Source organism: Prochlorococcus sp. MIT 1303 (genome assembly GCF_001631965.1).
GTDB lineage: Bacteria > Cyanobacteriota > Cyanobacteriia > PCC-6307 > Cyanobiaceae > Prochlorococcus > Prochlorococcus marinus_D.
The window spans coordinates 1-21,998 of record NZ_LVHK01000033.1; the positions used below are offsets into that span (position 1 = coordinate 1).

The 21,998-nt window shown below is 50.4% G+C and carries 17 protein-coding genes, 1 tRNA gene and 1 pseudogene; 3 read left to right on the forward strand and 16 right to left on the reverse strand.

The features are described 5' to 3' along the window. Window positions 1–238: 238 nt before the first annotated feature. A complete protein-coding gene (locus PMIT1303_RS02720) occupies window positions 239–1,426 on the reverse strand; it encodes a DUF389 domain-containing protein (RefSeq protein ID WP_063397409.1) in 1,188 nt (395 codons plus the stop codon). 1,478 nt (window positions 1,427–2,904) lie between these two features. Then, window positions 2,905–2,976 (reverse strand) — tRNA-Thr (locus PMIT1303_RS02730). 138 nt (window positions 2,977–3,114) lie between these two features. Between PMIT1303_RS02730 and PMIT1303_RS14320 the strand changes: the two genes are divergently transcribed. Next, window positions 3,115–3,279, forward strand: a complete 165-nt coding sequence (locus tag PMIT1303_RS14320) for a photosystem II assembly family protein (RefSeq protein ID WP_369818040.1) — start codon at window positions 3,115–3,117, stop codon at window positions 3,277–3,279. A gap of 33 nt (window positions 3,280–3,312) precedes the next feature. Here PMIT1303_RS14320 and PMIT1303_RS13045 read toward each other — a convergent pair. The 5 genes and pseudogenes from PMIT1303_RS13045 to rimP form a co-directional block, all read right to left on the reverse strand. Next, window positions 3,313–3,870, reverse strand: a pseudogene (locus tag PMIT1303_RS13045) (low-complexity tail membrane protein); the annotation flags it as partial. 25 nt (window positions 3,871–3,895) lie between these two features. Next, window positions 3,896–7,270, reverse strand: a complete 3,375-nt coding sequence (infB, locus tag PMIT1303_RS02740; protein ID WP_063397412.1) for a translation initiation factor IF-2 — start codon at window positions 7,268–7,270, stop codon at window positions 3,896–3,898. A 63-nt stretch (window positions 7,271–7,333) separates the two neighbouring features. Then, window positions 7,334–7,612 carry a YlxR family protein gene (locus tag PMIT1303_RS02745; RefSeq protein ID WP_011130895.1) on the reverse strand — a complete coding sequence of 93 codons (279 nt, stop codon included), beginning with the start codon at window positions 7,610–7,612 and terminating at the stop codon, window positions 7,334–7,336. Continuing rightward, a complete protein-coding gene (gene nusA, locus PMIT1303_RS02750) occupies window positions 7,609–9,063 on the reverse strand; it encodes a transcription termination factor NusA (protein WP_063397413.1) in 1,455 nt (484 codons plus the stop codon). Before nusA ends, PMIT1303_RS02745 begins: the two co-directional genes overlap by 4 nt. A 53-nt stretch (window positions 9,064–9,116) precedes the next feature. Then, on the reverse strand, window positions 9,117–9,581 hold the full coding sequence (gene rimP, locus PMIT1303_RS02755) for a ribosome maturation factor RimP (protein WP_063397414.1): 465 nt from the start codon (window positions 9,579–9,581) through the stop codon (window positions 9,117–9,119). A 267-nt stretch (window positions 9,582–9,848) separates the two neighbouring features. Between rimP and PMIT1303_RS02760 the strand changes: the two genes are divergently transcribed. After that, window positions 9,849–10,952 (forward strand): mechanosensitive ion channel family protein, encoded by a 1,104-nt coding sequence (locus tag PMIT1303_RS02760; RefSeq protein WP_231901260.1) that lies wholly within the window; start codon window positions 9,849–9,851, stop codon window positions 10,950–10,952. Window positions 10,953–10,994: 42 nt separating this feature from the next. On the opposite strand, the gene PMIT1303_RS02765 is transcribed toward PMIT1303_RS02760, so the two are convergent. The 3 genes from PMIT1303_RS02765 to PMIT1303_RS02775 form a co-directional block, all read right to left on the reverse strand. Then, window positions 10,995–11,468 (reverse strand): hypothetical protein, encoded by a 474-nt coding sequence (locus PMIT1303_RS02765; protein ID WP_063397416.1) that lies wholly within the window; start codon window positions 11,466–11,468, stop codon window positions 10,995–10,997. A 444-nt stretch (window positions 11,469–11,912) separates the two neighbouring features. Then, window positions 11,913–13,460, reverse strand: coding sequence for a DUF1254 domain-containing protein (locus PMIT1303_RS02770; RefSeq protein ID WP_063397417.1), 1,548 nt, complete (start codon window positions 13,458–13,460; stop codon window positions 11,913–11,915). A 38-nt stretch (window positions 13,461–13,498) separates the two neighbouring features. Next, window positions 13,499–14,863 carry a DUF1254 domain-containing protein gene (locus tag PMIT1303_RS02775; protein WP_369818697.1) on the reverse strand — a complete coding sequence of 455 codons (1,365 nt, stop codon included), beginning with the start codon at window positions 14,861–14,863 and terminating at the stop codon, window positions 13,499–13,501. On the opposite strand from PMIT1303_RS02775, the gene PMIT1303_RS13920 reads away from it, so the two are divergent. Then, a complete protein-coding gene (locus PMIT1303_RS13920) occupies window positions 14,862–15,071 on the forward strand; it encodes a hypothetical protein (protein ID WP_231901272.1) in 210 nt (69 codons plus the stop codon). The two genes, PMIT1303_RS02775 and PMIT1303_RS13920, sit on opposite strands and share 2 nt — an antisense overlap. A gap of 129 nt (window positions 15,072–15,200) precedes the next feature. On the opposite strand, the gene grrM is transcribed toward PMIT1303_RS13920, so the two are convergent. From grrM to PMIT1303_RS02805, 6 genes are all read right to left on the reverse strand, one after another. After that, a complete protein-coding gene (gene grrM / locus PMIT1303_RS02780; RefSeq protein ID WP_063397419.1) occupies window positions 15,201–16,376 on the reverse strand; it encodes a cyclophane-forming radical SAM/SPASM peptide maturase GrrM/OscB in 1,176 nt (391 codons plus the stop codon). A gap of 19 nt (window positions 16,377–16,395) precedes the next feature. Further along, on the reverse strand, window positions 16,396–16,635 hold the full coding sequence (gene grrA, locus PMIT1303_RS02785) for a GrrA/OscA1 family cyclophane-containing rSAM-modified RiPP (RefSeq protein WP_063397420.1): 240 nt from the start codon (window positions 16,633–16,635) through the stop codon (window positions 16,396–16,398). A gap of 122 nt (window positions 16,636–16,757) precedes the next feature. Further along, complete coding sequence (gene grrA / locus PMIT1303_RS02790) at window positions 16,758–17,123, reverse strand: GrrA/OscA1 family cyclophane-containing rSAM-modified RiPP (protein WP_011825101.1); 366 nt, start codon at window positions 17,121–17,123, stop codon at window positions 16,758–16,760. A gap of 51 nt (window positions 17,124–17,174) precedes the next feature. Beyond that, complete coding sequence (grrP, locus tag PMIT1303_RS02795) at window positions 17,175–18,056, reverse strand: extracellular substrate binding-like orphan protein GrrP (protein WP_063397439.1); 882 nt, start codon at window positions 18,054–18,056, stop codon at window positions 17,175–17,177. A gap of 178 nt (window positions 18,057–18,234) precedes the next feature. Beyond that, a complete protein-coding gene (locus PMIT1303_RS02800; RefSeq protein ID WP_011130884.1) occupies window positions 18,235–19,110 on the reverse strand; it encodes a formylglycine-generating enzyme family protein in 876 nt (291 codons plus the stop codon). A gap of 94 nt (window positions 19,111–19,204) precedes the next feature. Then, window positions 19,205–21,415, reverse strand: coding sequence for an arylsulfatase (locus tag PMIT1303_RS02805; protein WP_231901262.1), 2,211 nt, complete (start codon window positions 21,413–21,415; stop codon window positions 19,205–19,207). Between the last annotated feature and the right edge of the window lie 583 nt (window positions 21,416–21,998).

The following is a 21,998-nucleotide window of genomic DNA, read 5'->3' on the forward strand; positions in this document are numbered from 1 at the left end:
GACCTGGCAGCTGCTGAGTCCACACCTGTGGCTCTGATTGCTCCTGCGATTGGCTGATCTGATCAGCCCCAATACAAGGTTTGGCAGCAGCTGAACCTCACAACCCCCTCTAAAGAGGGGGTTTTTTTATGATTGTTCTGGTGTATTAGCTCAGATCATTTAACTCAGGGAGCTTCTGAACGAATCAAAACAACAATTTTCGCATCAGGTTTAAAGTCAAAGTCAAAGTCTTAGGGCTTTAGGGAGTCTTGGCCTCAGCTGGTTGAGTTGTCGCTTCATGAGTTCTTTGTTGCATATTTTCTTGCTCCTGATCTATACCTAGTTCTTGTGTTTGAAACTGTTCTTCTTTGTCTTTAATGGTATTTGTGGTGAGTTCTGGAGTGGGATCTTTGATCAGTTTCCCTTCTTTTCCTGTGATCAGATTGGGTTCCTCTGGAGGACCTTCTACCACAACAACGCGTTGAACAATGAGTTGGTAATCCAGCTCTTGGCGTTTGTTGATTTCTTTCTGTACAGCTGAGACCTGCTTGAGGCTGGGCTGTGCAGGGTTGGTGACTAATACCACAAGAAGAATCTCTGGTGGGTTCTTTTCCCAGGTGATCTCAAGACTTGCCACTTTTGCCTTCGCCTCCTTGCCACCGAAGGTCAGGGTCTCTCGCTTCAGGAAGGTCTCAATCGTGCGTTGAATTTGGTCGCGCGTCTGCTCCCTATCCTTTTCGCCAACAAGGCTCACAAACTGTTTGGTTAGGGGAATCAGCAGTAGTGCTGTTAAGCCAAACGTCACTAAAAATTTGGCGGCGCTGAGGTTGCTTTCTCGTAGTCGCTGAAGAAAGGAGGGCTCTTTCCAGGCCATCATCACAAGCCCACCGCTAAGAATGCCGAGCAGGTTGGTAGCGAATAGCAATCCGGCCCCAAAGGCATCGGCCCAGTTTTGATAAGAAATTAATAGACCCATCACACAGATCGGTGGAACGAGAGCCACGGCAATGGCTGTGCCGGCGAGGGAACTCACGGCGTCTCTGCGCAACTTTGCGTATATGGCCATTGCACCTGCGACTAAGGCGATGCCTAGATCGAGCAGGTTTGGACTCGTGCGGTCCCAAACTTCCGAACCCAATTTGGGGAGGTTCGCGACTTCTCCCAGCAAGGCGGAGAGCAAGATGGTAATGAACACTCCTACGAAGAGGCTTAGGAGGGCATCAATCAATAGTCTTATATCGCCAATTAACACCGCGAAGGCACTTGCTCGTAGGGGCTCGATCCATGGGGCGACAACCATCGCTCCAATTACCACCGCAGCACTGTTGGCCTGCAGGCCCAAGGTGGCAATCATGCTGGCGCCGATCGTCAGAACGACAAACACTTCATCGAGTTGGGCGTCCTTTTTGTAACTGTCGTGCATTCGCTTCAGGCGAGTGGATTCCATGCCTCTAATGACCTCGCCTAGGTGAACTTCTAGTTTGTTGGACTATTGTCCCAGATGTTTATAGCTGTAATTGGAGGAGATCTTGCAACACTTATGCAGAATACTGGATTGGATTAACTTCTATTGCAAGGATTAATTATTGCCTTTGAATTGACAGCTATAACAAATCAGGCTTAACAAAATTTGCTCAGCACTGGCATTTGAGGATATTCGTCCTTTCGAAATTATTGAGTCGTATGATGTTCAATAAAGAATGGTGCATTTTTTAGCGATCCTTGGAAATTTCTTGTGCCTATGGCAGGCCTAGGCGTGCGAGAATGCGATGATTTAAATGGTTGCTTTTGAATAGTATTAAAGATGAGTACAGGCGATTAGTCTTGTTAGGCTAATTTCGGAAGATTTATGTCTTAATGCTAGAGATTGTTATTGGGGCAGTTGAACTCTCTTTGCTGCTGCTGCTCGCTGGGCTTGTTTAGGCATGCAAAGGCCACTACTGGAGGGCAGGTCTGCTTAATGGGCAGCAAAACCAATGCATTCCCAGAGGCTTGTGAGGACAATGCCTGCTTTCGCCAGCAGGGCTGATCTCCTGATATGTGATCAATCTCACAATTGCGTTTGACTCAGAACAATGCTTAGTCGGCAGACATGGAAGAGATTGCTTGCAGCGATTAGAGTCACACCATGCAAAAGATGAAGCAATCTACTGAGCTTGGAGAAGGAATGATTGCCGTTTTTGTTGCGTCAATCATTGGTGCTTCAACAGCGATCTTGTTTGATTCACTGATTACACAAACTGGAACTGCTTTAATGGTGTTGAGACAGGATCATGTCAGTAAAGTTTTGCTCGAGAGTTAGGCTCAATAGCTCTGGTAATTAGTTCAGGAATCTGGTTTTAATTTAATTTACTTTCTTTGATCAGCAATGATCTTTTGGAAGATCTGTTGATTCTTGATAGGGACCTTTGTTGATCTGCTTTGATTTATGGTGCTTCCTAGATCGATAGCCTGGGTCGAGCAGAAGTCGTATGCGGCTGTTTTTGGTTTCTTTTGGTAAAAGTGTTTGCTGAATCTCTTTGGATGATTCGAGATTTCTTCTCGCATTTAACCTTTTAGGCCATTGTTAAGTGCAACAACATATGATGCTTACCCTTTTGCGCTCTTTTTTAGTGATCAACTTACCAAGGGTTAGGCGATGCAAATCTTGGATAATTCTTTAGGAATAGTGCTATACTTGCTTAATACCTTTTCTAAGCTAGACGAAAGATTTGAAGGTATTCTGCCTAGTGGATCAGCGATGATTTGGCTAATTGTGGCTCAGATACGTTAAAAGCTGGCGGCTGCTTGAGGAGCAATCAGGTCTAAATATGCCTTTTTTAGTATTTTGCTCATGGTTGGCTTTTGGCTATAGGGATCGTATATACCTTTGGCTTTTAAAAGGCATGTTGCTCCAAGGTCTCTGAGAAAGATTGCAAAGAGTGATGCCGGTGACGGGAATTGAACCTGCGACCTACTGATTACGAATCAGTTGCTCTACCCCTGAGCTACACCGGCAGTGAGCGGAACTTAACATTCAAGCATTGCGCTTTTGAACTGTTGGGCGATTCTTCTGGTCCTGGCTCAAAGTTGGATCCTGAGCTAAGAGAACGACTGATCCAAGAGTCACTCAGCCCTTGGCGGGGTTTCCGGCGGGTGTTCTGGTTCGCTTTCTTCGCTTCCGCCTGTATCGGTCTGTTGACGATGGGCTTGCGTGCTTCCTCCGGGAGCATTGTTCCCCTCTCTGATGTCTCCATTCAGATCGGAGCGCTTCTCCTTACTGGTGGGTTGCTTTGGATTGATCGCCGTCGCGGAACTTGAAGGAGTGGTTTGGAGTGCCGGCATGGTGAGCAGACTCAACCCCAGGCAAAGTCGTTCATGCTGAAGTTGTTCTTCGCTTAGAGAGGGGGCCTGGGCAAGTTCCTGATCGGAGCGGGTTAGAAGCCAGAGGCTCTGGGTGAGCTGTTGCCACTGCCAAAGAACGAGAGCAAGTAGGGGGATGGCCGTAAGCAGTGTGACCAGTCGAGAGCTGCCTTGTAATGGCGAGAGGTCCATCACCAAAATGGAGGATTGATCGATCCACCAGAACATCGCCAGTAGGGCTGTTGATCCAACCAAGAGGCTCAAGCGAGGGATCAAGCTCTGCTGAAGACCACTGAGCTGGCGCTGGGCCTCTGAGCGTTGACTCAGTGGGCGCCGCAGTAGCAGTAGTGATCCCCAGTCGGCAGGGCGTTTCCAGAGGACGAGGGTTGGCGTTAACACCGCTACAGCCCAGGTGAGTAGACGTTCGAAGACTGGAACAGGCCCCAGATCTGCCCCGGCTAAAACCAGTCTCAGTAAAAGCAATTCTATCGGGATCGCCCCAATAGCGATGAGCTGAAGCCAGAGCAGTGGTTCGCGTTGGGCAATCACAACAAGTTGTAGGTGGGGCGAAACCTCATGAGCTACTCAGGGTGCGTCGCTTGGTCACTAGTTTGTGAGCTTCAATGATGTCGCGTTCTTCCCAGTTAGCAAAGCGATCACAGCCGATGCCGCACTCGAAGCCTGTGGCCACCTCCTTGACGTCGTCTTTGTTGCGGCGCAGGGAGTCGAGATCGCCTTCGAATACCACCTGTTTGGCACGCCGTACGCGCACTCTGCAGTTGCGCTGCAGCTTGCCTGCGGTGATATAACAACCCGCCACGGCGCTCTTGCCGATGGTAAAGACGGCACGCACTTCTGCTTCTCCAAGCGATTCTTCCACCAGTTCTGGCTCTAGTAGACCTTCCATAGCCATCTGGATGTCTTCCAAAAGCTTGTAGATCACGTCGTAATCACGAACGTCTACACCCGTGGCATCCGCGGCCCGCTTGGCTCCAGAGGCCATGGATGTGTTAAAGCCAACAATCACAGCCCCGGATGCAGCCGCAAGATCCACATCAGTTTCGGTGATTTCACCCGGCGCGGAGAGCAACACGCGAACCTGTACCTCATCCTTCGGCAATTGTTCCAAGGATCCCAAGATGGCTTCCACACTGCCTTGAACGTCGGCTTTGAGAATCAGGTTGAGTTCCTTGAGTTCGCCATCGCTTGCTTGGCCAGACATGGCTGCGAGGGACACCCTCCTTGAGGCCATCTGTTGGGCCAGCCTGGTGGCACGGGCATCGGAGGCGCGTTCTCCCACAACGGCTCTTGCTGACTTCTCATCTGGGTAGACCTCAAATTCATCTCCGGCTGTTGGCACTTCGCTGAAGCCGAGGGCCTCTACGGCACCAGACGGGCCAGCTTGTTTGAGTCGGGCTCCGCTGTCGTCGACCATGGCTCGTACCTTGCCAAGCACTGGGCCGGCGGCGAGTACATCTCCGGTTTTGAGGGTGCCGTTCTGGATTAGCAATGTGGCAACAGGCCCTTTGGCCTTGTCGAGGTGAGCCTCGATAACGGTGCCTTTGGCCAGACGGTCAGGGTTGGCCTGTAAATCCTCAACTTCGGTGACCAGCAGAATCATCTCGAGAAGTTTGTCGATGTTCTCGCCCTTGATGGCACTTACTGGAACCATCACCACATCACCTCCCCACTCTTCGGAGAGCAGGTTCTGATCAGAAAGTTCCTGCTTGACCCGTTCTGGCGAGGCTCCCTCCTTGTCCGTTTTGTTGATCGCCACAATGATCGGAACCTTGGCAGCGCGTGCGTGGCTGATGGCCTCCAGGGTCTGAGGGCGTACACCATCATCAGCAGCAACCACTAGTACTGCTATGTCCGTGACCTTGGTGCCGCGGGCGCGCATGGCAGTGAAAGCCTGGTGGCCTGGTGTGTCAAGGAATGTGATCTTGCGGGGCTGACCGCCATGATCAATCTCCACCTGATAGGCACCGATGTGCTGGGTGATGCCTCCGGCTTCAACTGCGGCAACCCTGGCTTTGCGGATTGCATCCAGCAGGCTGGTTTTGCCGTGATCGACATGACCCATCACGGTCACCACAGGTGGACGGCGGATCAGGTGGGCTAGATCAGTCTCCTCAATCATCTCCGTTGTCTTTTTGGCTGCCTCCTCGATGTCGTCCTGAAGGACAGGTACCCCGAACTCCTCGGCCACTGCTTCGATCGTGGGAAGATCTAGTGACTGGGTAACTGTGGCGGTAATCCCTTTGAAGAAAAGGGATTTGATGATCTCGGAGCTCTCTATGCTGAGCATGTCTGCCAGCTCCTGCACTGTGAGGTTGGCCTCCGGAACAATCAGCATTTCTGGCCTGACCTGCTTCGCTTCGCGGGCTGCACGCAGCTCCATTGCCCGTCGGCGTTGCCTTTGTCGGGTGGTTTCTTTTTTGCGCTTGCGTAATGCCGCCACGGGTTTGGAGGCGGGCTTTTTCTGCGATTTTGGTTTGGCGGGCCGGGCCAGGCTGGCCGTCAGTACGACGGCCTGTTGTTCTCCTGCGTAGCCGCTTGTTTCTGCGGTGAGGGCATCATCATTTTCCCCAATGATGTGCACCTTCTGGCGCTGCTTCTGGGGAGACTTGTTGCGCAGGGCTTCAAGCTTGGCGCTGTCGTCCCACTCCGGTCTACCTGGCCTCCTTGGGGCTCCGGCAGCAGGGGCTTGAGCGGGGCGGTGACCAGGTCTTTTGGGTGCTGTGGGTGAGGCAGGGCGTTCCACAGGTGGAGTGGCTCCCTCGGATCCTCCGCGGGTTCCGACGCTGGTTCCGTCCGGTCGGCGTGGCGGTGGTGTGCCAGGTCTACCGGTGGGCTTTTGAAGCTGCATCAGCTCTCCAGGTGCCACCGGTTTGCGCATGCCTGCAGGCATGCCTGGGCGGGTGGGTGCTCCTGGGCGGTTGTTGCTATCCCGTCCTGCGGAGCCAGCGTCGGATCGATCACGCCGAATGGGCTTGCCCACTAATTCGAGGGTGTTGCCTGCAGAACGAGGCTGTCCTGGTCTGGTTTTGCCTTGCCTTATGGGGGCGCCGGGGCGCTGGGGCGTGTTAGCGCGCTGATTTGGTCCGCCGATCGGTCGTGGACTAATTCCGGGCCGTTTTTTGTCAGGGCGTTGTCCCTCTGGCTCTGGTCGGCTCGGAGGGGCTACGACAGGACGCTTGGGTTTAGGGCGTCCCACCAGTTCTGGTTTTGGAGCTTTGCGATCAGATGGGATTGATGGCTTGGCCGGGGGTGCGCTGCGTCCTGGCGCTGCTGGCGATTGTGGCCTAGAGATGATTTTGGGACGAGGGCCTCCTCCACTAACGGTGGTTGCTTTACTCGAAGTAGACGTCTGACCGGCACGTGGGTGTTTGCTCCCCGTGCTTGGAGGTACGGGGGAGGAGGGTTTGTTTGCTGATCTTGGTGTAGGAGCGGTGGGTCGGCTGGGGGTTGCTGGACGACTGATAGGAGCGTTGACAGGACGATCTGCTGTTTTTGGTGGCGAGCTTGTCGGGGTTGGAGTGGGGTTTACTGGGCGAGTCGGTGGAGCAGGATGAGCGACCGATTCCGTTGAGAGTCGTTCAGGGCTTGTTGGTGTGGGGTTTGCAGGCGCGGATGGCTTGACCTGGCTGATCTCTGAGCTGCTTGTAGCTTTTCGCATTGGTGGCGCAACGTCCTTAATGGCAGTGGGCGCTGCTTTTTTCACCGACAGAATTGTCTTTCCAGGTTCCGACTTGCTTGGTGGAGCTGAATTAGCAGCGGAGCCTTGGCGCAACAGGCCACGGATGCGCTTTGCTTCATCGTCACTGATGGAACTGCTATGGCTCTTGGCCGCAATTGAGAGTTTCTCAGCGGCATGGAGCACGTCCTTGTTCTCAAGGCCTAGGTCCTTGGACAGCTCATAAATTCTAATTTTGCCGCTGCTGGTCATTAAAAGCTCCTGTCGGTCCGGGCACGAAGTGCCTCGGGGCTCCAAGCAAGTCGGGGCCATTGTTTATTTTGCCTCAGCGGCGGAATCAAAGGAGTGATTGAGCCGCTTTTGCAGCACCTCCACAACGCTATTGGGCACCTGGCAACGCAGGGCTTTCTGTAGACGTTTGCGGCGGAGTGCCTCCTCTAGGCAGGCCTCGTTTGGACAGAGATAGGCCGATCGACCCATCCCTTCATCGAGGACTACACCCTCCTGATGGTCGCGTATCACCCGCCAAAGCTGCTGGCGATCCAGCAGTTGGCGACAGGTCACGCAGCGACGCAGGACGGGGCGTTGGTTCACCGGGCTCTGTCCTCTTCCTCTACTGATTCTTCATTTGAGAGTTGTTCGCTTGAGGTGTCAAGTTGGCTGCTTAAGTCGTCAGGTTGGCCGTCGGCGTCGGATGCATTTTCGTCTTCAGCCATCGTCTTAGCAGGTTCTTCTTGGTCGTACTCTTCTTCATCTTCCGGTAGGGGGTAAAGCTCTCTTAGGCGTGCATCCTCTTCTGCTCGGGTGGCTTGTTCAGCAGCCAAACGGGATTCGGCATCGCGTTGGAGAGCCTCTTCTTCCTCTCTTTGAGAAATCAGCTCGGCGACGGTGGTGTCCTCACTGGCCTGGTCATATTCCTGGGAGTTTTTGATGTCGATTTTCCATCCGGTTAGACGAGCTGCTAGGCGTACATTTTGTCCTTCTCGTCCGATGGCCAGGCTTAGTTGATCTGGGGGGACTAGGACGTGGGCATGCTGCCCTTCTGGATCCACTAGTCGCACCATCTCAACGCGAGCAGGGCTAAGGGAATTGGCAATGTATTGACCTGGGTCAGGTGACCAGCGGATCACATCGATTTTTTCGCCGCGTAGTTCATTAACCACTTGCTGAATGCGTGAGCCGCGGGCACCGATGCAGGCGCCGACAGGGTCCACTTCACGTTCAATGCTGTCAACTGCCACCTTGGTGCGTGGGCCCACGGAACGAGAAGGAGGATTGGCTTCACGGGCTACGGCCACAATGCGCACTGAGCCTTCTTGGATTTCGGGCACCTCGTTCTCAAATAGGTAAACCACTAGTCCGGCGTTGGAGCGGCTAACGAACAACTGAGGCCCTCGTCGGGGCACTTCGCTGACTTCCTTCAGAAAGACTTTGAAGGTGGCGTTGGCGCGATAATTGTCGTTGGGGAGCTGGTCGCGGCGTGGGAGCTCGGCCTCAACTTCAGGGCGCCCAAGACCAGAACTCACCGCCATGATCACCGAATGACGTTCAAAACGGATCACACGAGCTGTGAGCACGGGATCTTCTAGATCGGCAAATTCCTCTTGAATCATGCGGCGCTGCTGGTCGCGTAGCTTTTGCGCCAGTACCTGCTTGGTTGTGGCGGCAGCCATCCGGCCGAAGTCTTCCTTCTCGGGGGTAACGTCGAGCACCACGGTGTCACCGATCTGGGCGTCTTCAGCGACTTGCATCACTTCTTGAAGAGCAATCTGGTGGTCTTCGCTCTCCACCTCTTCAACGATGATTTTGCTGGCCAGGACCCGATAACCTTCATCTTCGAGCTCTAGTCCAACATCGAAGTTACTGAAATACTCTTCTTCGAAAGGGTCCTCACTGATACCTAGATAAAGAGTGCGTCGGTAGCGTTCATATCCTTTGAGGAGGGCCTCACGCAGGGCTGCTTCCACCACTTGGGTAGGGAGTTTCTTCTCCTCGCTGATGTCTTCGATCAGGTTGTTGAGGCCGGGGAGTAGAACGAGAGCCATCGACGATGGAAAGAGTGGAACGGTGCTGAAGCTGAGCTGATCGTTAAAGTGATTTATCCCGTGGGGTTGGTAAGGCGCACGCAGGTCACAGCCTTACGTGGTATGCGTTGAATGCGTCCCTTGATGTTGATGTGCACATGTTCGTCGGATCGTTTGTGCAAGAGACCGGATTGATGAAGGTCTGAATCGTCGTCGCGGAAGCTGATCTCCACAGGGAAGCCTCTGAAAGTCAGGAAGTCCTGATCACTGTGGAGCTGATCTCCGATCCCTGGGCTGCTGATTTCCAGAACATACGCTTCAGTAAAAAGTTGGGAAGCCTCCAGGGCTTCATCCATAGAAGCGCTGAAATGAGCACAGTCGTCGAGGGAGACATCACTGCCATCCTTGCGACGGATCTGCACCTGGATGGTCATAGGAATCAGATGGGTGAATACCTGTACACAGCAAAGTTTGTAGCCTTTTGCTGCAGCCGTCGCCGAGGCGAGGGTTTCCAGGTCCGGGAGCAGAGGATGAGGCAAATGCAGGGGGTAAGGTTGGGCTTCTGGCCCGACCGGCTTCAGAAGTGACCTGCCTCCCGAAGGAGGTACCCGCCAGGCATCAAGACAATCTAGGTGATGGCCTCTTCATGCTGTGTTCAACTGATGCAAAGAAGGCCGTCAAGCCATCGAGAATCTGGAGAATTCGCTAATCAGCGCCGGCCAGCCGTTTGGAAGCGATTGGCTTCGCAGAACTAACGCTTCGCAGACAATTCAAACCTGTGCGGATGCATCTTGCTTATGCCTCTGATGACACCCCTTCCCTTCAACCTTCAGGTGCCGATTGCCGGCCTTGTTTTGGCCATTGTCAGTTGGTTGTTGCTAGACACTTGTGGCAGGCGGTTCCGCTCAGGTTCGTTGCGGCGTGGATTGCTGCTCAGTAGCAGGCAAAGCATTTCTCTGAGTTGCGCACTTGTAGGAGTGATCTGTTGGCTGTTGGATTTGTTGGATCCGTCATTGATTCAATTCCCGCGTGATGGTGTTAAGGCGTTTGGAATTCTTGTGGTCATAGGTCTTTCATGGACGCTGCTGTCTTGGAAGAAGGAGCTCAAGCAAAACCAAGACAGTTATGCCACTCAGATGCTGCAGGGCTTTGGTGAAAAAGACAGGCTGTTCCTATTCGATGTTGTTCAGAAGACCATCGGTATTGCAGCCATGGTCATTTTATGCCTGGAGGTGATGCATCTGATGGGCATTTCACCTGCTGTACTGGTTACCGCAGGTGGGGTTGGCGCCGTTGCATTGGGTTTCGGGGCCAAGGGGATTGTTTCGAATTCCTTAAGCGGCCTTAGCCTTTACATTAACCGTCCCTTTGTTGTAAGTGACTTCATCGATATTCCCTCCGAAAATCTTTCTGGGAATGTAGAACATATCGGTTGGTTTTATACCAAATTGCGCTCCTCTGATCGCCAGCCAGTGTACATACCAAACAACATCTTTACAAGTAAGCCTGTTGTTAATATTGCTGATATAGACAACCGCAGGATTTGGATTGAATTTGGTGTTAATTATGGCGATCGTAGAAAGATTGAGTCGATTGTGAGGGATCTTCAGCAGGTTTTAGTTAATCATTCAGATGTAGATCAGAGCAAGAAAATGGCCGTGAATTTCACCGGCTATGGTGATTCGAGTCTGAATCTACGCTTGGTCTGTTATTCCTCTAGTGGCAATCTAAGCGATGCTTGGGCCTTGCAGCAGAGGTTGCTTCTCAAGATTGGTGATGTGGTTGAAGTGCATGGTGCAGGCATGCCATTCCCCACCCGCACTTTGATTCATTCAGGCTCGAATCAAAAAACGCAAACGATGAACCCTCTGATAGGAATCAATCAAGAATCGGGAGAAGGTGCAATTTGACCCTCCCCGATTTTCTGGTCAATTTCTAATGGTTCAACTGGATTACCAGCAGCCTTGAACAGAAATTCGGTAGCTGAACCCTGTAGCGCCTGGATCCTTTGCTGTTCCTACCTTGAAATTCACTTGACTCACCGCTTTGCCAGGAATTGCTTGGATAGGACCAAACATTTTCCCGGTACCCATTGGCGGCCGCATGGATTCGTTGACAACTTGAAGGTTGCTGCCATCGCTGAACTTGAGGAAGGCCTGAATTGGGTAGCTGGCAGAATCGGTTGAATCTGCAGTGAAGAATAGTTTGTAATTGCGATAGGGCTGATTAACAGCAAAGTCTGTATTCCAGTTTGTGCGGCCAAAGGCACTTCCCATCAAACCCTTTGGACGCTCTACTCTCTTTTTGACGATCTTGTTGCCATCACCGCCAATAGGCATGAGGAATTCACATTTGGCGATGGCTGACTGAGGGGTAAGCACTGAGGCCATCACCAGGCCAACGACCACAAAGCGTGATTGATTCATAGGAAAGGACTATTCACATCCATAATGATGGCGGGATTGGAATTTTGCAGAGCAATTGTAATTCTAGTTAGCCCTGAGCACTTAGGTACACACCAGTAGGTATCTGTGAAGCCTAGGGATTGCTGCAAGTGGCTCATGATTTGAGTCAATGGGTTGTTTAGGCAAGTCCATTAGTTTGCTTGCAATACTGAGCGTATAAATCAGTGTATAACCTGTTTTGACCGCTGGTGATGGTTAAGCCGCTGCGCGAGTCCCTCCGATGATTATCATTCGTGACATGCTGATGCGATCTGAGCAGCTTTGCTCACGGTGCATGAAGATATTGGGGCCAAAGTTCAGTTCGCTTGATCAGTAACTTGCTAAGAATGATAACCAGTACTATGCCCTACTCAAATCAACCTCAGTTGCCTGAACGATCAACGTTTTGGCAATCCGTTTTGGCAATCAGTTCATTTTTTTGATGGCTCCCAGCTTCCAGGTTTGATTGAACCAGGGATCAAGTGGACCATAGAGCCGCAGGATCCCGAACCAACCTTTACTGGGGATGGTTTTGATCCAGTTTGCCTTTTTCCCTTCTGGCGCTTTGGGCCCGAAGTAAAGATCTACGGAACCATCATCATTAACCAGCATGTCTTGGTTGCGTTTGTTGTTTTTGCTTGGATAAGGCGACTCCTTGCTTTGCAGCATCGAACGGGTCTGGGGGTCGTAAACCACAAACGACCAGAAGCGATTGGCGGGAGCATTAGCCGGAACTGTGAGTTTGTAGGTGTTGGCTCCATCGAGGTATGCACCGTTGCTGTCACGCGAGGAGAAGGCGTACTGAGATCCCACGCCAGGCAGCTCAAGCGCCATCGCCGGGGTATTCACCGTGGCGAGATAGAAGAAAAGGGTGCGTCCATCCATATCGCGCCCACCATTTCCCTTGTTCACGAGGTACTCGTGACTACCTCCGGGAAAGCCGGTTTGCCAGTAACCATCCCTACTTGGGTAGATGTAAGCCTTTGGATCCTGAGGAGAAAACAGGATCGAACGGGCAGTGGCATTCCCGATGGCTACAGCTTCAGTGAGCAGCGCTTTCTGCTCAGCATCCGGGGCAAAAGGTTTGCCTTTCTGAATGCCAATGGCTGACGCCATACCCAGCAGCTCTGGGGAGAACATCTCTGAAGGTTCACGCTGGATCACCTCATTGAGTTCCTCGTAAAACCTGAAATTATTGGCATGAATGGTATTCACCGTCCAGTCGGTAAGGTTCTTGAAATTGTTGGCTTGAGGGTTTGCCCGCATGGCATAGGGGTAAACCTTCAAGCAATTTTTGAAGCTGTCTCGTGCTGTATCAGTCTTGCCTTCCTCATCGAGAAAACCACGAAGAATCAACCAGTTGATGTAGCTGGGGGTCTTTGCCACAAAAAATCCATCGGTCGTCGCAGGAGCCTCTTGACCTGGCCCAAGAATCAGATATTTACCGCCCTTGCCCTTGTCGGGGCCGGGGCCTCCCATATCAACCACAAAGCGGAAGAAGGCATCATTAATGGTTCCCGGTCCGGTACCGGGTGGGACTTCCACCACGATCGGACCATCACTGAGATCGAGAAAAGTCGAGGCGTAAACCGTATCGGTATTACCAGTGAGCCAAAGAGACTTGGAACTCATCAGCTCATCAAAGATGCCGATGTCCTGATTTGGCTTCATGCCATAGCCATCACGATGCCCCACGTAGAGCATCTCTAGAGACGCTGCTGGCATGAAATTGAGGAATGTCTGCACACCACGGCCTAAATCAACCTGCCGGCGAGCAAGACTCATGGTTTCGTCATCAGGAAAACCATCGAAGTAATTAAATAATCCAAGCCTTGTTTTGACACGATCTGGAGTCAGAACATCCTCAGGGATTGGCATGTTATATCCACTCGCTTTAAGATCTTGGGCTTGAACAGCCAGACAAGTACTAGCCAAAAGAAGAGCAGAGGCGAGAGAAGATTTAAAAAATTTCATGGATTTAATTAGAAGAAATTAGTAAAATTAGGCTGGGATTATTCCATCAGTTGAATGTCATTGAGCTGCCAAATTTTGTCGAACCAAGGTTGCAGCGGTCCGTAGAGACGAAACACAGCAAACCAGCCCTTACCAGGAACAGTTTCAATCCAATTGGCTTCTTTCCCCGTGAGGGATTTGGGGCCGAAATAGAGGTCAATACTGCCATCAGCGTTCACGTCTAAATCCTGATTTCGGACACTGTTTTTGCTTGGCAAGAGCTGGCCAGTCTGCAGCTCAGACCGTGTCTGCGGGTCGTAAGCGACCATCGACCAAAAGTCTTTCGCAGGCACATCCTTATCAATCGTGAACTTGTAAGTTTTGCTTCCATCGAGATAACGACTATTAGCATCAGTGGCCACAACGCCATATTGCGACCCAGCCCCAATCATCTGCAACACCATCGCTGGTGTATTCACTGTGTAGCCCCAAAAGAAATTATTGCGCGCATCCAAATTTCGACCACCTGCACCATTATCAACAAGCCATTCATGACTTCCACCCCCAAAAGGTGTAAACCACTGTTTGCCTTGATAGAAGTAAACATCCTGATTGCGGGGCTTACCCATATCGGAGCGCACGTAGGCAACACCAACTTGAATTGCTTCCTCTAGGATCTCTTTGTCTTCTGGAGACGGAGAAAAAGGTTTGCCTTTTTCCAATCCGATAGCAGATGCCAATCCCCTTAGCTCAGGATCAAGGAAAGCAACGGGCTCACGCTGAATGACGGTATTGAGCTCATTAAAGAACTCAAAATTATTGGCATGAACTGTATTGAAAACCTTTTCGCCAACTTGAATAAAGCTCATCTGAGCCGGGTTGTCCCTTTGTGAATAGGGATAAAGACGCAAACCATTTTCATAATTAGCGATTGCTTGATCAGGCTTACCCTTGGAATCAAGAAAAGCCCTAAGAATTAACCAATTTGAATACGTAGGAGAACGAAAAACAAAATAGCCGTCAGCATTATTTGGCTCAGCATCATCTGGCCCCAGGATGAGATACTTTCCTCCTTTTCCCTTATCGGGCCCAGGAGCTCCAGTATCAGCAACAAAGCGGAAGAAGGCATCATTAATGGTTCCTGGACCAAGCCCGGCAGGGATCTCGATCACCAGAGGCCCTGTCTGCTTCAGGTTGAAGAACGTCGATCCGTAGACGGTGTCGGTATTGCCTGTCAGGAACAGAGGATTCGAGTTCAAGGGGGCCATCAATGCCACCTTCGTGTGGTTATCGACTCCTACTTCTGCATGACCATGGCGAAGCATTTCAATGCTTGCTGCTGGCATCAAGGTCAGAAATGTCTCATAGCCACGAATGAACTTGAGATTTTCAAAACTTTTCCGAACCGTCTCTTTATCAGGCATGCCGTCGAAAAATCTGAATGTTCCAGCACTCGTCTTTACGGTGTCTGGCGTGAGAATTCCTGAGGGTATTGGAGTCGTGAAATTCTGGGATACTTTTTTTGATGCAGTTGTCTCTGCAAATCCCATTGGGCTTGACAATCCATTCGCCAATGTGCTCATTAATATCCCAGAGATGATCGTAGAGATTCTGCGATTACAGATAGCCTGAGTGAATGGATTAATCATGATTCAATCGCTCTTCATATCTATTTATTGTACTGATAAATTTTTTAGTATGACTTGGGCGTCGCTCTAATCAGTACAAACTGCAACTCTTGCCGCTCTAATATTGCTTGAGTTAAAAAGGAGTTTCGTTGTCTATTGGAGGGCTAGATTTAAAGCGATCTAATAGCACATCTACAGGTATCTTATTGTTGAAGCGACAAGCATTTGTTTCGCTACAATTGAGACTTCCGTGTTCCCAGAACTTATTGCTTCCCATGCCGCCTCCGCAGAAGCCGAAGTAGTTGCATTCTTTCTCACAGCGTTGCACGCCAGACAGCATATCCTTCCATAATGTTTGAAATCGCTCGGTCTTAGCTGCTTCTATTAGCGAAATCTTGCGGATGCTACCAAGATCAAATGTGCCATAAAGCTTTGATGAGACTGAAAGGAGTTCAGGATCAAAGGTTGAAAAATTACCCTGCCAATCGACACTCAGAATTGAATAAGGTCGATTGAGTTCATTTTGATTAAGCCGCCGATTCTCACGAATCAGACTGATCACTTGATCAAACTCCCTCAGTACAACAGGGAAACCATCCTGCTCACTTAACTGCCAAAAGCTTCCTAGGAACTGACGGTATTGTTCTTCACGCTCGTAACCTTGCATGGATGAACTTGTATGCTCACCTTCTTGCTCTTCAACATTGAAGCCAACAGAATGAATTTCATTGTCACGAAAAAATTGATATATCTCATTTGGATGATCCATTGCTGTTGCAGTTACAACAGCAATCGCATGAAATGGGATTTTGTTTCGCTTGAGTGCTTCGATGCCTCGCATTGAGTGGACATGAGAGCCTTCCCCATTACGGAAGCAACGGTTGGCATCGTGTATGTCTTTGGGGCCATCCACGCTGATGCCAACAATGATCTGATTCCTGCGAAAGCATTCACACCAGGCATCGTTGATCAGTGTGGCATTAGTTTGTACATGCTGTTCAACATGAACTGTTCCATTAGTCCATTTTTCTACAGCTTCGTTGATTAATTGTGTGGCTCTGTCGTAGTAGCTGCAGGGTAGGGTCAGTGGCTCCCCTGCATGCCACACCAGGCTTAGCTCTTCACCAAAGAAGGGGCTTTCGAATATCCTTTGCATCAGTAAAGGCAAAAGCTCAAGATTAAAGATCTTGCGGCTCTTACGATCTGGCAGATAGCAGTATGAGCAGTCCAGATTGCATAGAGAGGTGGACTGAACAACTACCAGCCCGATTGGACCGAAGCGACTGATGTCAGGACTTGCTGTTGTCATTGAGATGAATGTTGTCTTTTCACCAGTTCAAGAAACCCCCACTACCATTTTTCCAGGAGCGTGCCTGATCATTTTGGCCAAATATTATATTATTAGGTCTTAGAAATAAGCTCCAACTACCGTTGCGAATGTCTTGGATATTCGCTTCAATTGGATTGCAAGCATTTGGTTGACTGTAAACTGCAGCCTCTGCAGATTGTGTGATTACAGCAGAAGTTGCTAGTAGCGCATATAGGCTGATGAGAGAGCGAGTTGCCATGCTGTAATGACTACATTAGTGGTGCAGTTTCATTCAGTACTAATGCTGATCAATGCATCGACCAAAGCATTGATGAGGGTCATTGTCTTGGTCGACATCGCGTGACTGGGTGGTATTAATCGTTACCAATTAGCAAAGCCACGGCCCCCGTAGCCGCCATTCATCCAGCCGCCTCCGCCATTACCCCATCCTCCGCCATTACCCCATCCTCCGCCATTACCCCATCCTCGGCGAACAACCCTACCGCCACCATTCCCCCATGCGCGGCCACCACCGTTGCCCCAGGCTCGAGCAACATTTCCTTCATTTGAGCTTGATTGATTCTCTTGAAGTAATGCTTTCCAGCTGCCAGTTCGAACGGTTTGAATTTTCGCTTCGATGGGATTTGAAAGGTTAGGCTTATTGTAAACGGCAGCTTCAGCAGACTGAATGACAACAGCTGATGAAGCCAGAAGCACATATATGCCGAGTAGAGAGCGAGGTGTCATGGGTTTGTAGAAAAGAGGATGTGAAGGATTGGAATTAGCAGCTTCAAGTGATCAACGCAAAGATAGTTGAGCAGCGGTAGATAAGACTGTGGCGTAGTAGGCCTTGATCAAGTCTTGCTTGAGGTTAACGGCACTTCCTGGACCAATCCAGCGATTGACCATGGCTTGAACAGGGGCAACATCATTCACATAGCCCTGCAAGATCTTGCCGATGGCGATGTTGCTGTAATTCAGCATTGTGGAGTTGTTTTCTGGAATGATGCAGCCGACACCTGAGCGGCCGTATGGAACGATTGGCACGATATCGGCGTTTGCTGCCACCCTGGCTTTATTGGCTTTGAGCCAGAGACTGTCTCCACCGAGGATGTCAACAGAGCCAGAGCGCATGGCGGCAAGAGCTGCTGCTGGAGAGTCGTAGGAGACGTAATTCGCTTGTGGGGCTGCTGTCGCGAGAGTTTGTGCAGCAACGGTGTCTTTAATGACCCCAACAGTCTTGCCTGCAAGAGATGCGGGAGTGCCATCATTGCCGGTAGGAGCTAGTACCCTCACCCCGCCCAAGGCAAACGGGATGGTGTAGTCAACAAGCATTGCCCTTTCCCAGGAGTAGGCAACACCACAGGCGATGTCTGCTTTGCCGCTAAGCAGGGCATCTTTTGCGTCCTGTACTGAGTTCACCTGTAAGGCATTAAGCCTGATCGGCTTGCCTGCAAATGCCTGAAGTTCATTTTTGACAGCTGCAACAACATCGATTGCTAGGCCTTTGAAGCCGGCGTCGCTCTTGCTAGCAAAAGGCAGCTCGTCACCAATGACTACCGCGTTCAGCTTGCCACTGCGTACAACCGACTCCATGGAGGTCTCTGCTGAGAGTGGCTGGGCTGTTAAGGCAGCTAATGCGAATAAAGAGCCCACAAACGCGATACCTCGTGTCTTCATTAAAATGCCAATTAGTAGATCATCCAAGTTTACTTTGTATGCACAAATAAGAGTGAGCCTATGGAATTTTGTTATGAAAACTGACTGACCTGGATTCATCTTTTGTTGCGAACTGCTTACGATTGCAGTTGAAATTTGACCTAGTGATGGGGTTGATGCTCTCTAAGTGAGTTAGCAATCAAGGCCCTCCTTTTGCACAGCGAAAGCCCATATGACACGTTGCAGTGTCTACTGTCTGGCCTTGTAGTGCAGAGGGGCGATAGCGGACGCAGTAATTATCTGCGCAGAGAAACGATCCGCCTTTGATAGTTCGCCGTTCCTGGTGGCCTGACGCCACGGGATAAACAGAGTTGGTCCATTCCCACACATTGCCGCAAACATCCAAGAGTCCATAGCCGTTGGCAGGAAAGCTGCCAACGGGCGAGGTCCAGAACCAGCCGTCTAGCTCCTCGTTGTGCCAAGGGAAAGGACCTTGCCAGATGTTCGCCATCCAGCGGTTGTTGGGAGTGAGTTCATTCCCCCAGGCGTATTGGGCATCGACAAGACCTCCGCGGGCGGCGACTTCCCACTCTTCAGCAGAGGGGAGACGCTTGCCAGCCCAATGGGCATAGGCGATGGCGTCGGCATAGGCGACATGCACGACAGGGTGATCATCAAGGCCATCGATCGTGCTTTCGGGTCCTTGGGGATGACGCCAATCAGCCCCAGCCATGAGGGTCCACCAGCTCAAGGGTTTGCTGCGATCCACCGTTGCTGGAGGCGGTTGAAAGACAACTGATTCAGGGATGCGTTCCTCGGGCGCTAGATCGGGATAGAGCGTTGGATCAGGTGGTAGCTCCGAGACTGTGAGATGCTGCGTGGCGCTAACGAAAGCTCGGAACTGGGCATTTGTGACTGGCCCTACGTCGATCTGGAATGAGTCAAGCTGCACTTCTCGCGCGGGTGTTTCCTCCGGATAGCAGCGAACTGAACCATCCGGATAGCAGCGATCACAGCCAACTCGATAGAGCCCTGCGGGGATGGTTACCATCTCTACTGGCAAAGATGTGGTCACAATTAAAGTCTGCAGGTGGAAATGTGTCCATCTTTATTGTTGCCTAAAAGCCAAGATGGCTAAGTATGAGCAAATTCATAGTGCCCAACCAATGTCACTGTGGATAGATCTCTAATGTCACCTTGTTGATGGTCCCATTGAAGGCACTGAACCGCTGATCCCCAATCACTCGTTGAGCAACAGGTGACCCACGATCCATGCCAACATCAGCACCTTCGTCAATCGAAAAACGTGTGCCAACGGTTGCATGAACCCTGCCGGTTGATGTGACTTTGTCATCAACTAGCAGGCGCACATCTGCACCCTTACCAGCGCCTCCCCCGTCGTAATCCATCTCAAAGCGAATCTTGTTGCTGCCAGAAGAGATTTTCTTGTTACTGCGGAAGGTATGAAGATTGCCCAGGTAGTTATAGGCATAGGCCGGATAACCATCTTCTACATAAAGTGACCATCCGCCAAAGCGGCTCCCTTGGGCCATGATCACGCCGTTGGCATCTTGGCTTGAGTCAATGTCGACCTTGGCTGTAATGCTGTTGGAAACATTCTTGACATTGAGGATGGCATCCTCAACAAGATCCCAGGAGCCTGGGTAGAGATCAAGTTTTGTCCTCGACGAGCCCATTATCGTTGGCCGGCCTGCAACAGAAGGCACTAAACGTTGCAACAGCCGATCATCTAAGGGAAGCACTTGATTGGCGATTGCTTCTTTCAAGAAGAGTCGTTTCATTGCCTCGAGCCGTTCTGGATACTGAGTTGCCAGGTTGTTAGCTAGGCTGAAATCATTGCGCGTGTCGTATAACTCCCATCCATCATCTTTGGCGACGCTATGCATCTTCTTGGGTGCTTCCCATGGTAGGCCAACGGTGGCTCTTGCCATCCAGCCATCTTGATAGATTCCACGATTACCAACAACTTCAAAATATTGAACCTTGTGACGCTCAGGTGCATCAGCATTATCGAAAGAATAAACAAGGCTGGTTCCTTGCATCGGGATTTGTGCAATCCCATTGATCTGTTCAGGCATGGGTAAGCCAGCAGCTTCAAGGATCGTTGGCGCAACATCAATCACATGGGAGAATTGATCGCGTATCTCTCCTTTTGATTTGATGGCCTCAGGCCAATGAATCACAGTGCCATTGCGTGTACCGCCAAAATCCCCGGCAATTTGTTTGGTAAATGCAAATGGAGTATCAAAGGCAATCGCCCAGCCGACTGCCATATGTGGATAGGTGTTTTTATCACCCCAATTGTCATAATGCTCTAACTGAGCCTCAAGTGTTTCAGGGATGCCGTTAAACATGTGCCCCCAGTTCCAGTTGCCGGTTTGGTTCCCTTCTGAGCTTGTGCCGTTATCACCACTGATATAAATAACCAGCGTGTTGTCAAGTTCACCAAGCTCATCAATGGCTTGGATCAGTCGCCCAGCTTGATAGTCTGTGTATTCTGTAAAAGCTGCGAACACCTCTGCTTGTCTTGCAAACATGCGTTTTTGTACATCACTAAGATCATCCCAGTTCGGCACACTTGCTGGTTTTTTTGCCAGTTGTGTGTTTGGGGGTACAACACCTTTTGCGATCTGATTTGCGAGCGTTTCTTCTCGAATAATATCCCAGCCCTTATCAAACTTTCCCTTGTACTTTTTAATCCATTCAGGTCTTACATGGTGTGGTGCATGTGAGCCAGCAGATGCATAATAGATAAAGAAAGGCTTGTCTGGGCGCAGTCCCTGTTGTTGGCGCATCCAGGCAATAGCCTGATCTGTCATGTCTTCAAGGAAGTGGTAATCCTCTCGATCTGGGTAATCAATGATTGTGACCCCATCGTGAAGTGAAGGCTCATACATATTTTCTTCTGCGCCGATGAAGCCATAAAATTTTTCAAATCCTTGCCTTGTTGGCCATCGGGTTTGTGGGCCCGCAGCAGTGGTCTCACGACCAGGGGTTTCATGCCATTTACCAAAAGCGCCTGTGTTGTAGCCATTGAGCCTGAGGATCTCGGCTACAGGTTCGGCATAGTTAGGCACAAATGTGGTATTGCCCGCATATCCAGTCGCAATTTCAGGGATGGAACCCATGTTCATCACATGGTGATTACGGCCAGCTTTAAGAGCAGCTCGTGTAGGTGCACATAGGGCTGAAGTATGAAATCGGTTATAACTCAGGCCATTGTTTGCTAGTTCCTGTAGGGCCGGCATTTGCACCACTCCGCCAAAGGGCGAAGGAGCACCAAAGCCAACATCATCCAACAAGATGACAACAACATTGGGTGCTCCTTTGGGTGCCTCGACGACATGTTGTCGTGGCATTTTGACTTGACTTGGTAAGCGCTCGACAACTTTCTGAGGATATGGATCTGCGATCGGAAGTCGCCGGCGATTAATCTCTTCTGCGTTGGTGGCAGATGTTGCTGTGAAACTTATGATACATGCAAGCCAAAGAAGCATTCTGAATTTCATGTTTGCTTTGAAGTGGGAGATTTTTTATTGGTGATCACCATTTAACAGGGATAAGTCCATAGCTGTTTGTGCATCCAGGTCGACTTGTTGCTAAATTTCAAAAAAATGCAAGGCTTTGATCGAAAGAAGTCGTTCTCAAGTTATTGAAGAGACTAGGGTATGCAACTTGTTTAATGATCTCATCCATGCCTGAACAATGCTAGGATGATATCACTTTCTCATGATGCCTTGACGCGCTGATGGGTTTCGTCTTATTTGCTATCAAAAATGAAGCATAAGAGTCATTTATTCTTCGCTATTTATTGACGGGAGCATTCTGGGGAGGTGATCAGTGATGGGTTCTGGATTGCTGGTTTGATTCATTACTTTTTCTTAACGCTTAATAGGAATTTTCTTTTAAAAGAGGGGATAACATTCTCAAAATCTTTTTAAC

Excerpts from the sequence above, each read along its gene's own strand:
- PMIT1303_RS02720 (WP_063397409.1), bottom strand. The coding sequence starts at position 1,426 with ATGGAATCCACTCGCCTGAAGCGAATGCACGACAGTTACAAAAAGGAC.
- infB (WP_063397412.1), bottom strand. The coding sequence starts at position 7,270 with ATGACCAGCAGCGGCAAAATTAGAATTTATGAGCTGTCCAAGGACCTA.
- nusA (WP_063397413.1), bottom strand. The coding sequence starts at position 9,063 with ATGGCTCTCGTTCTACTCCCCGGCCTCAACAACCTGATCGAAGACATC.
- PMIT1303_RS02760 (WP_231901260.1), top strand. The coding sequence starts at position 9,849 with ATGACACCCCTTCCCTTCAACCTTCAGGTGCCGATTGCCGGCCTTGTT.
- PMIT1303_RS02765 (WP_063397416.1), bottom strand. The coding sequence starts at position 11,468 with ATGAATCAATCACGCTTTGTGGTCGTTGGCCTGGTGATGGCCTCAGTG.
- PMIT1303_RS02770 (WP_063397417.1), bottom strand. The coding sequence starts at position 13,460 with ATGAAATTTTTTAAATCTTCTCTCGCCTCTGCTCTTCTTTTGGCTAGT.
- PMIT1303_RS13920 (WP_231901272.1), top strand. The coding sequence starts at position 14,862 with ATGCCGTCGAAAAATCTGAATGTTCCAGCACTCGTCTTTACGGTGTCT.
- PMIT1303_RS02775 (WP_369818697.1), bottom strand. The coding sequence starts at position 14,863 with ATGCCTGATAAAGAGACGGTTCGGAAAAGTTTTGAAAATCTCAAGTTC.
- grrM (WP_063397419.1), bottom strand. The coding sequence starts at position 16,376 with ATGACAACAGCAAGTCCTGACATCAGTCGCTTCGGTCCAATCGGGCTG.
- grrA (WP_063397420.1), bottom strand. The coding sequence starts at position 16,635 with ATGGCAACTCGCTCTCTCATCAGCCTATATGCGCTACTAGCAACTTCT.
- grrA (WP_011825101.1), bottom strand. The coding sequence starts at position 17,123 with ATGACACCTCGCTCTCTACTCGGCATATATGTGCTTCTGGCTTCATCA.
- grrP (WP_063397439.1), bottom strand. The coding sequence starts at position 18,056 with ATGAAGACACGAGGTATCGCGTTTGTGGGCTCTTTATTCGCATTAGCT.
- PMIT1303_RS02805 (WP_231901262.1), bottom strand. The coding sequence starts at position 21,415 with ATGCCACGACAACATGTCGTCGAGGCACCCAAAGGAGCACCCAATGTT.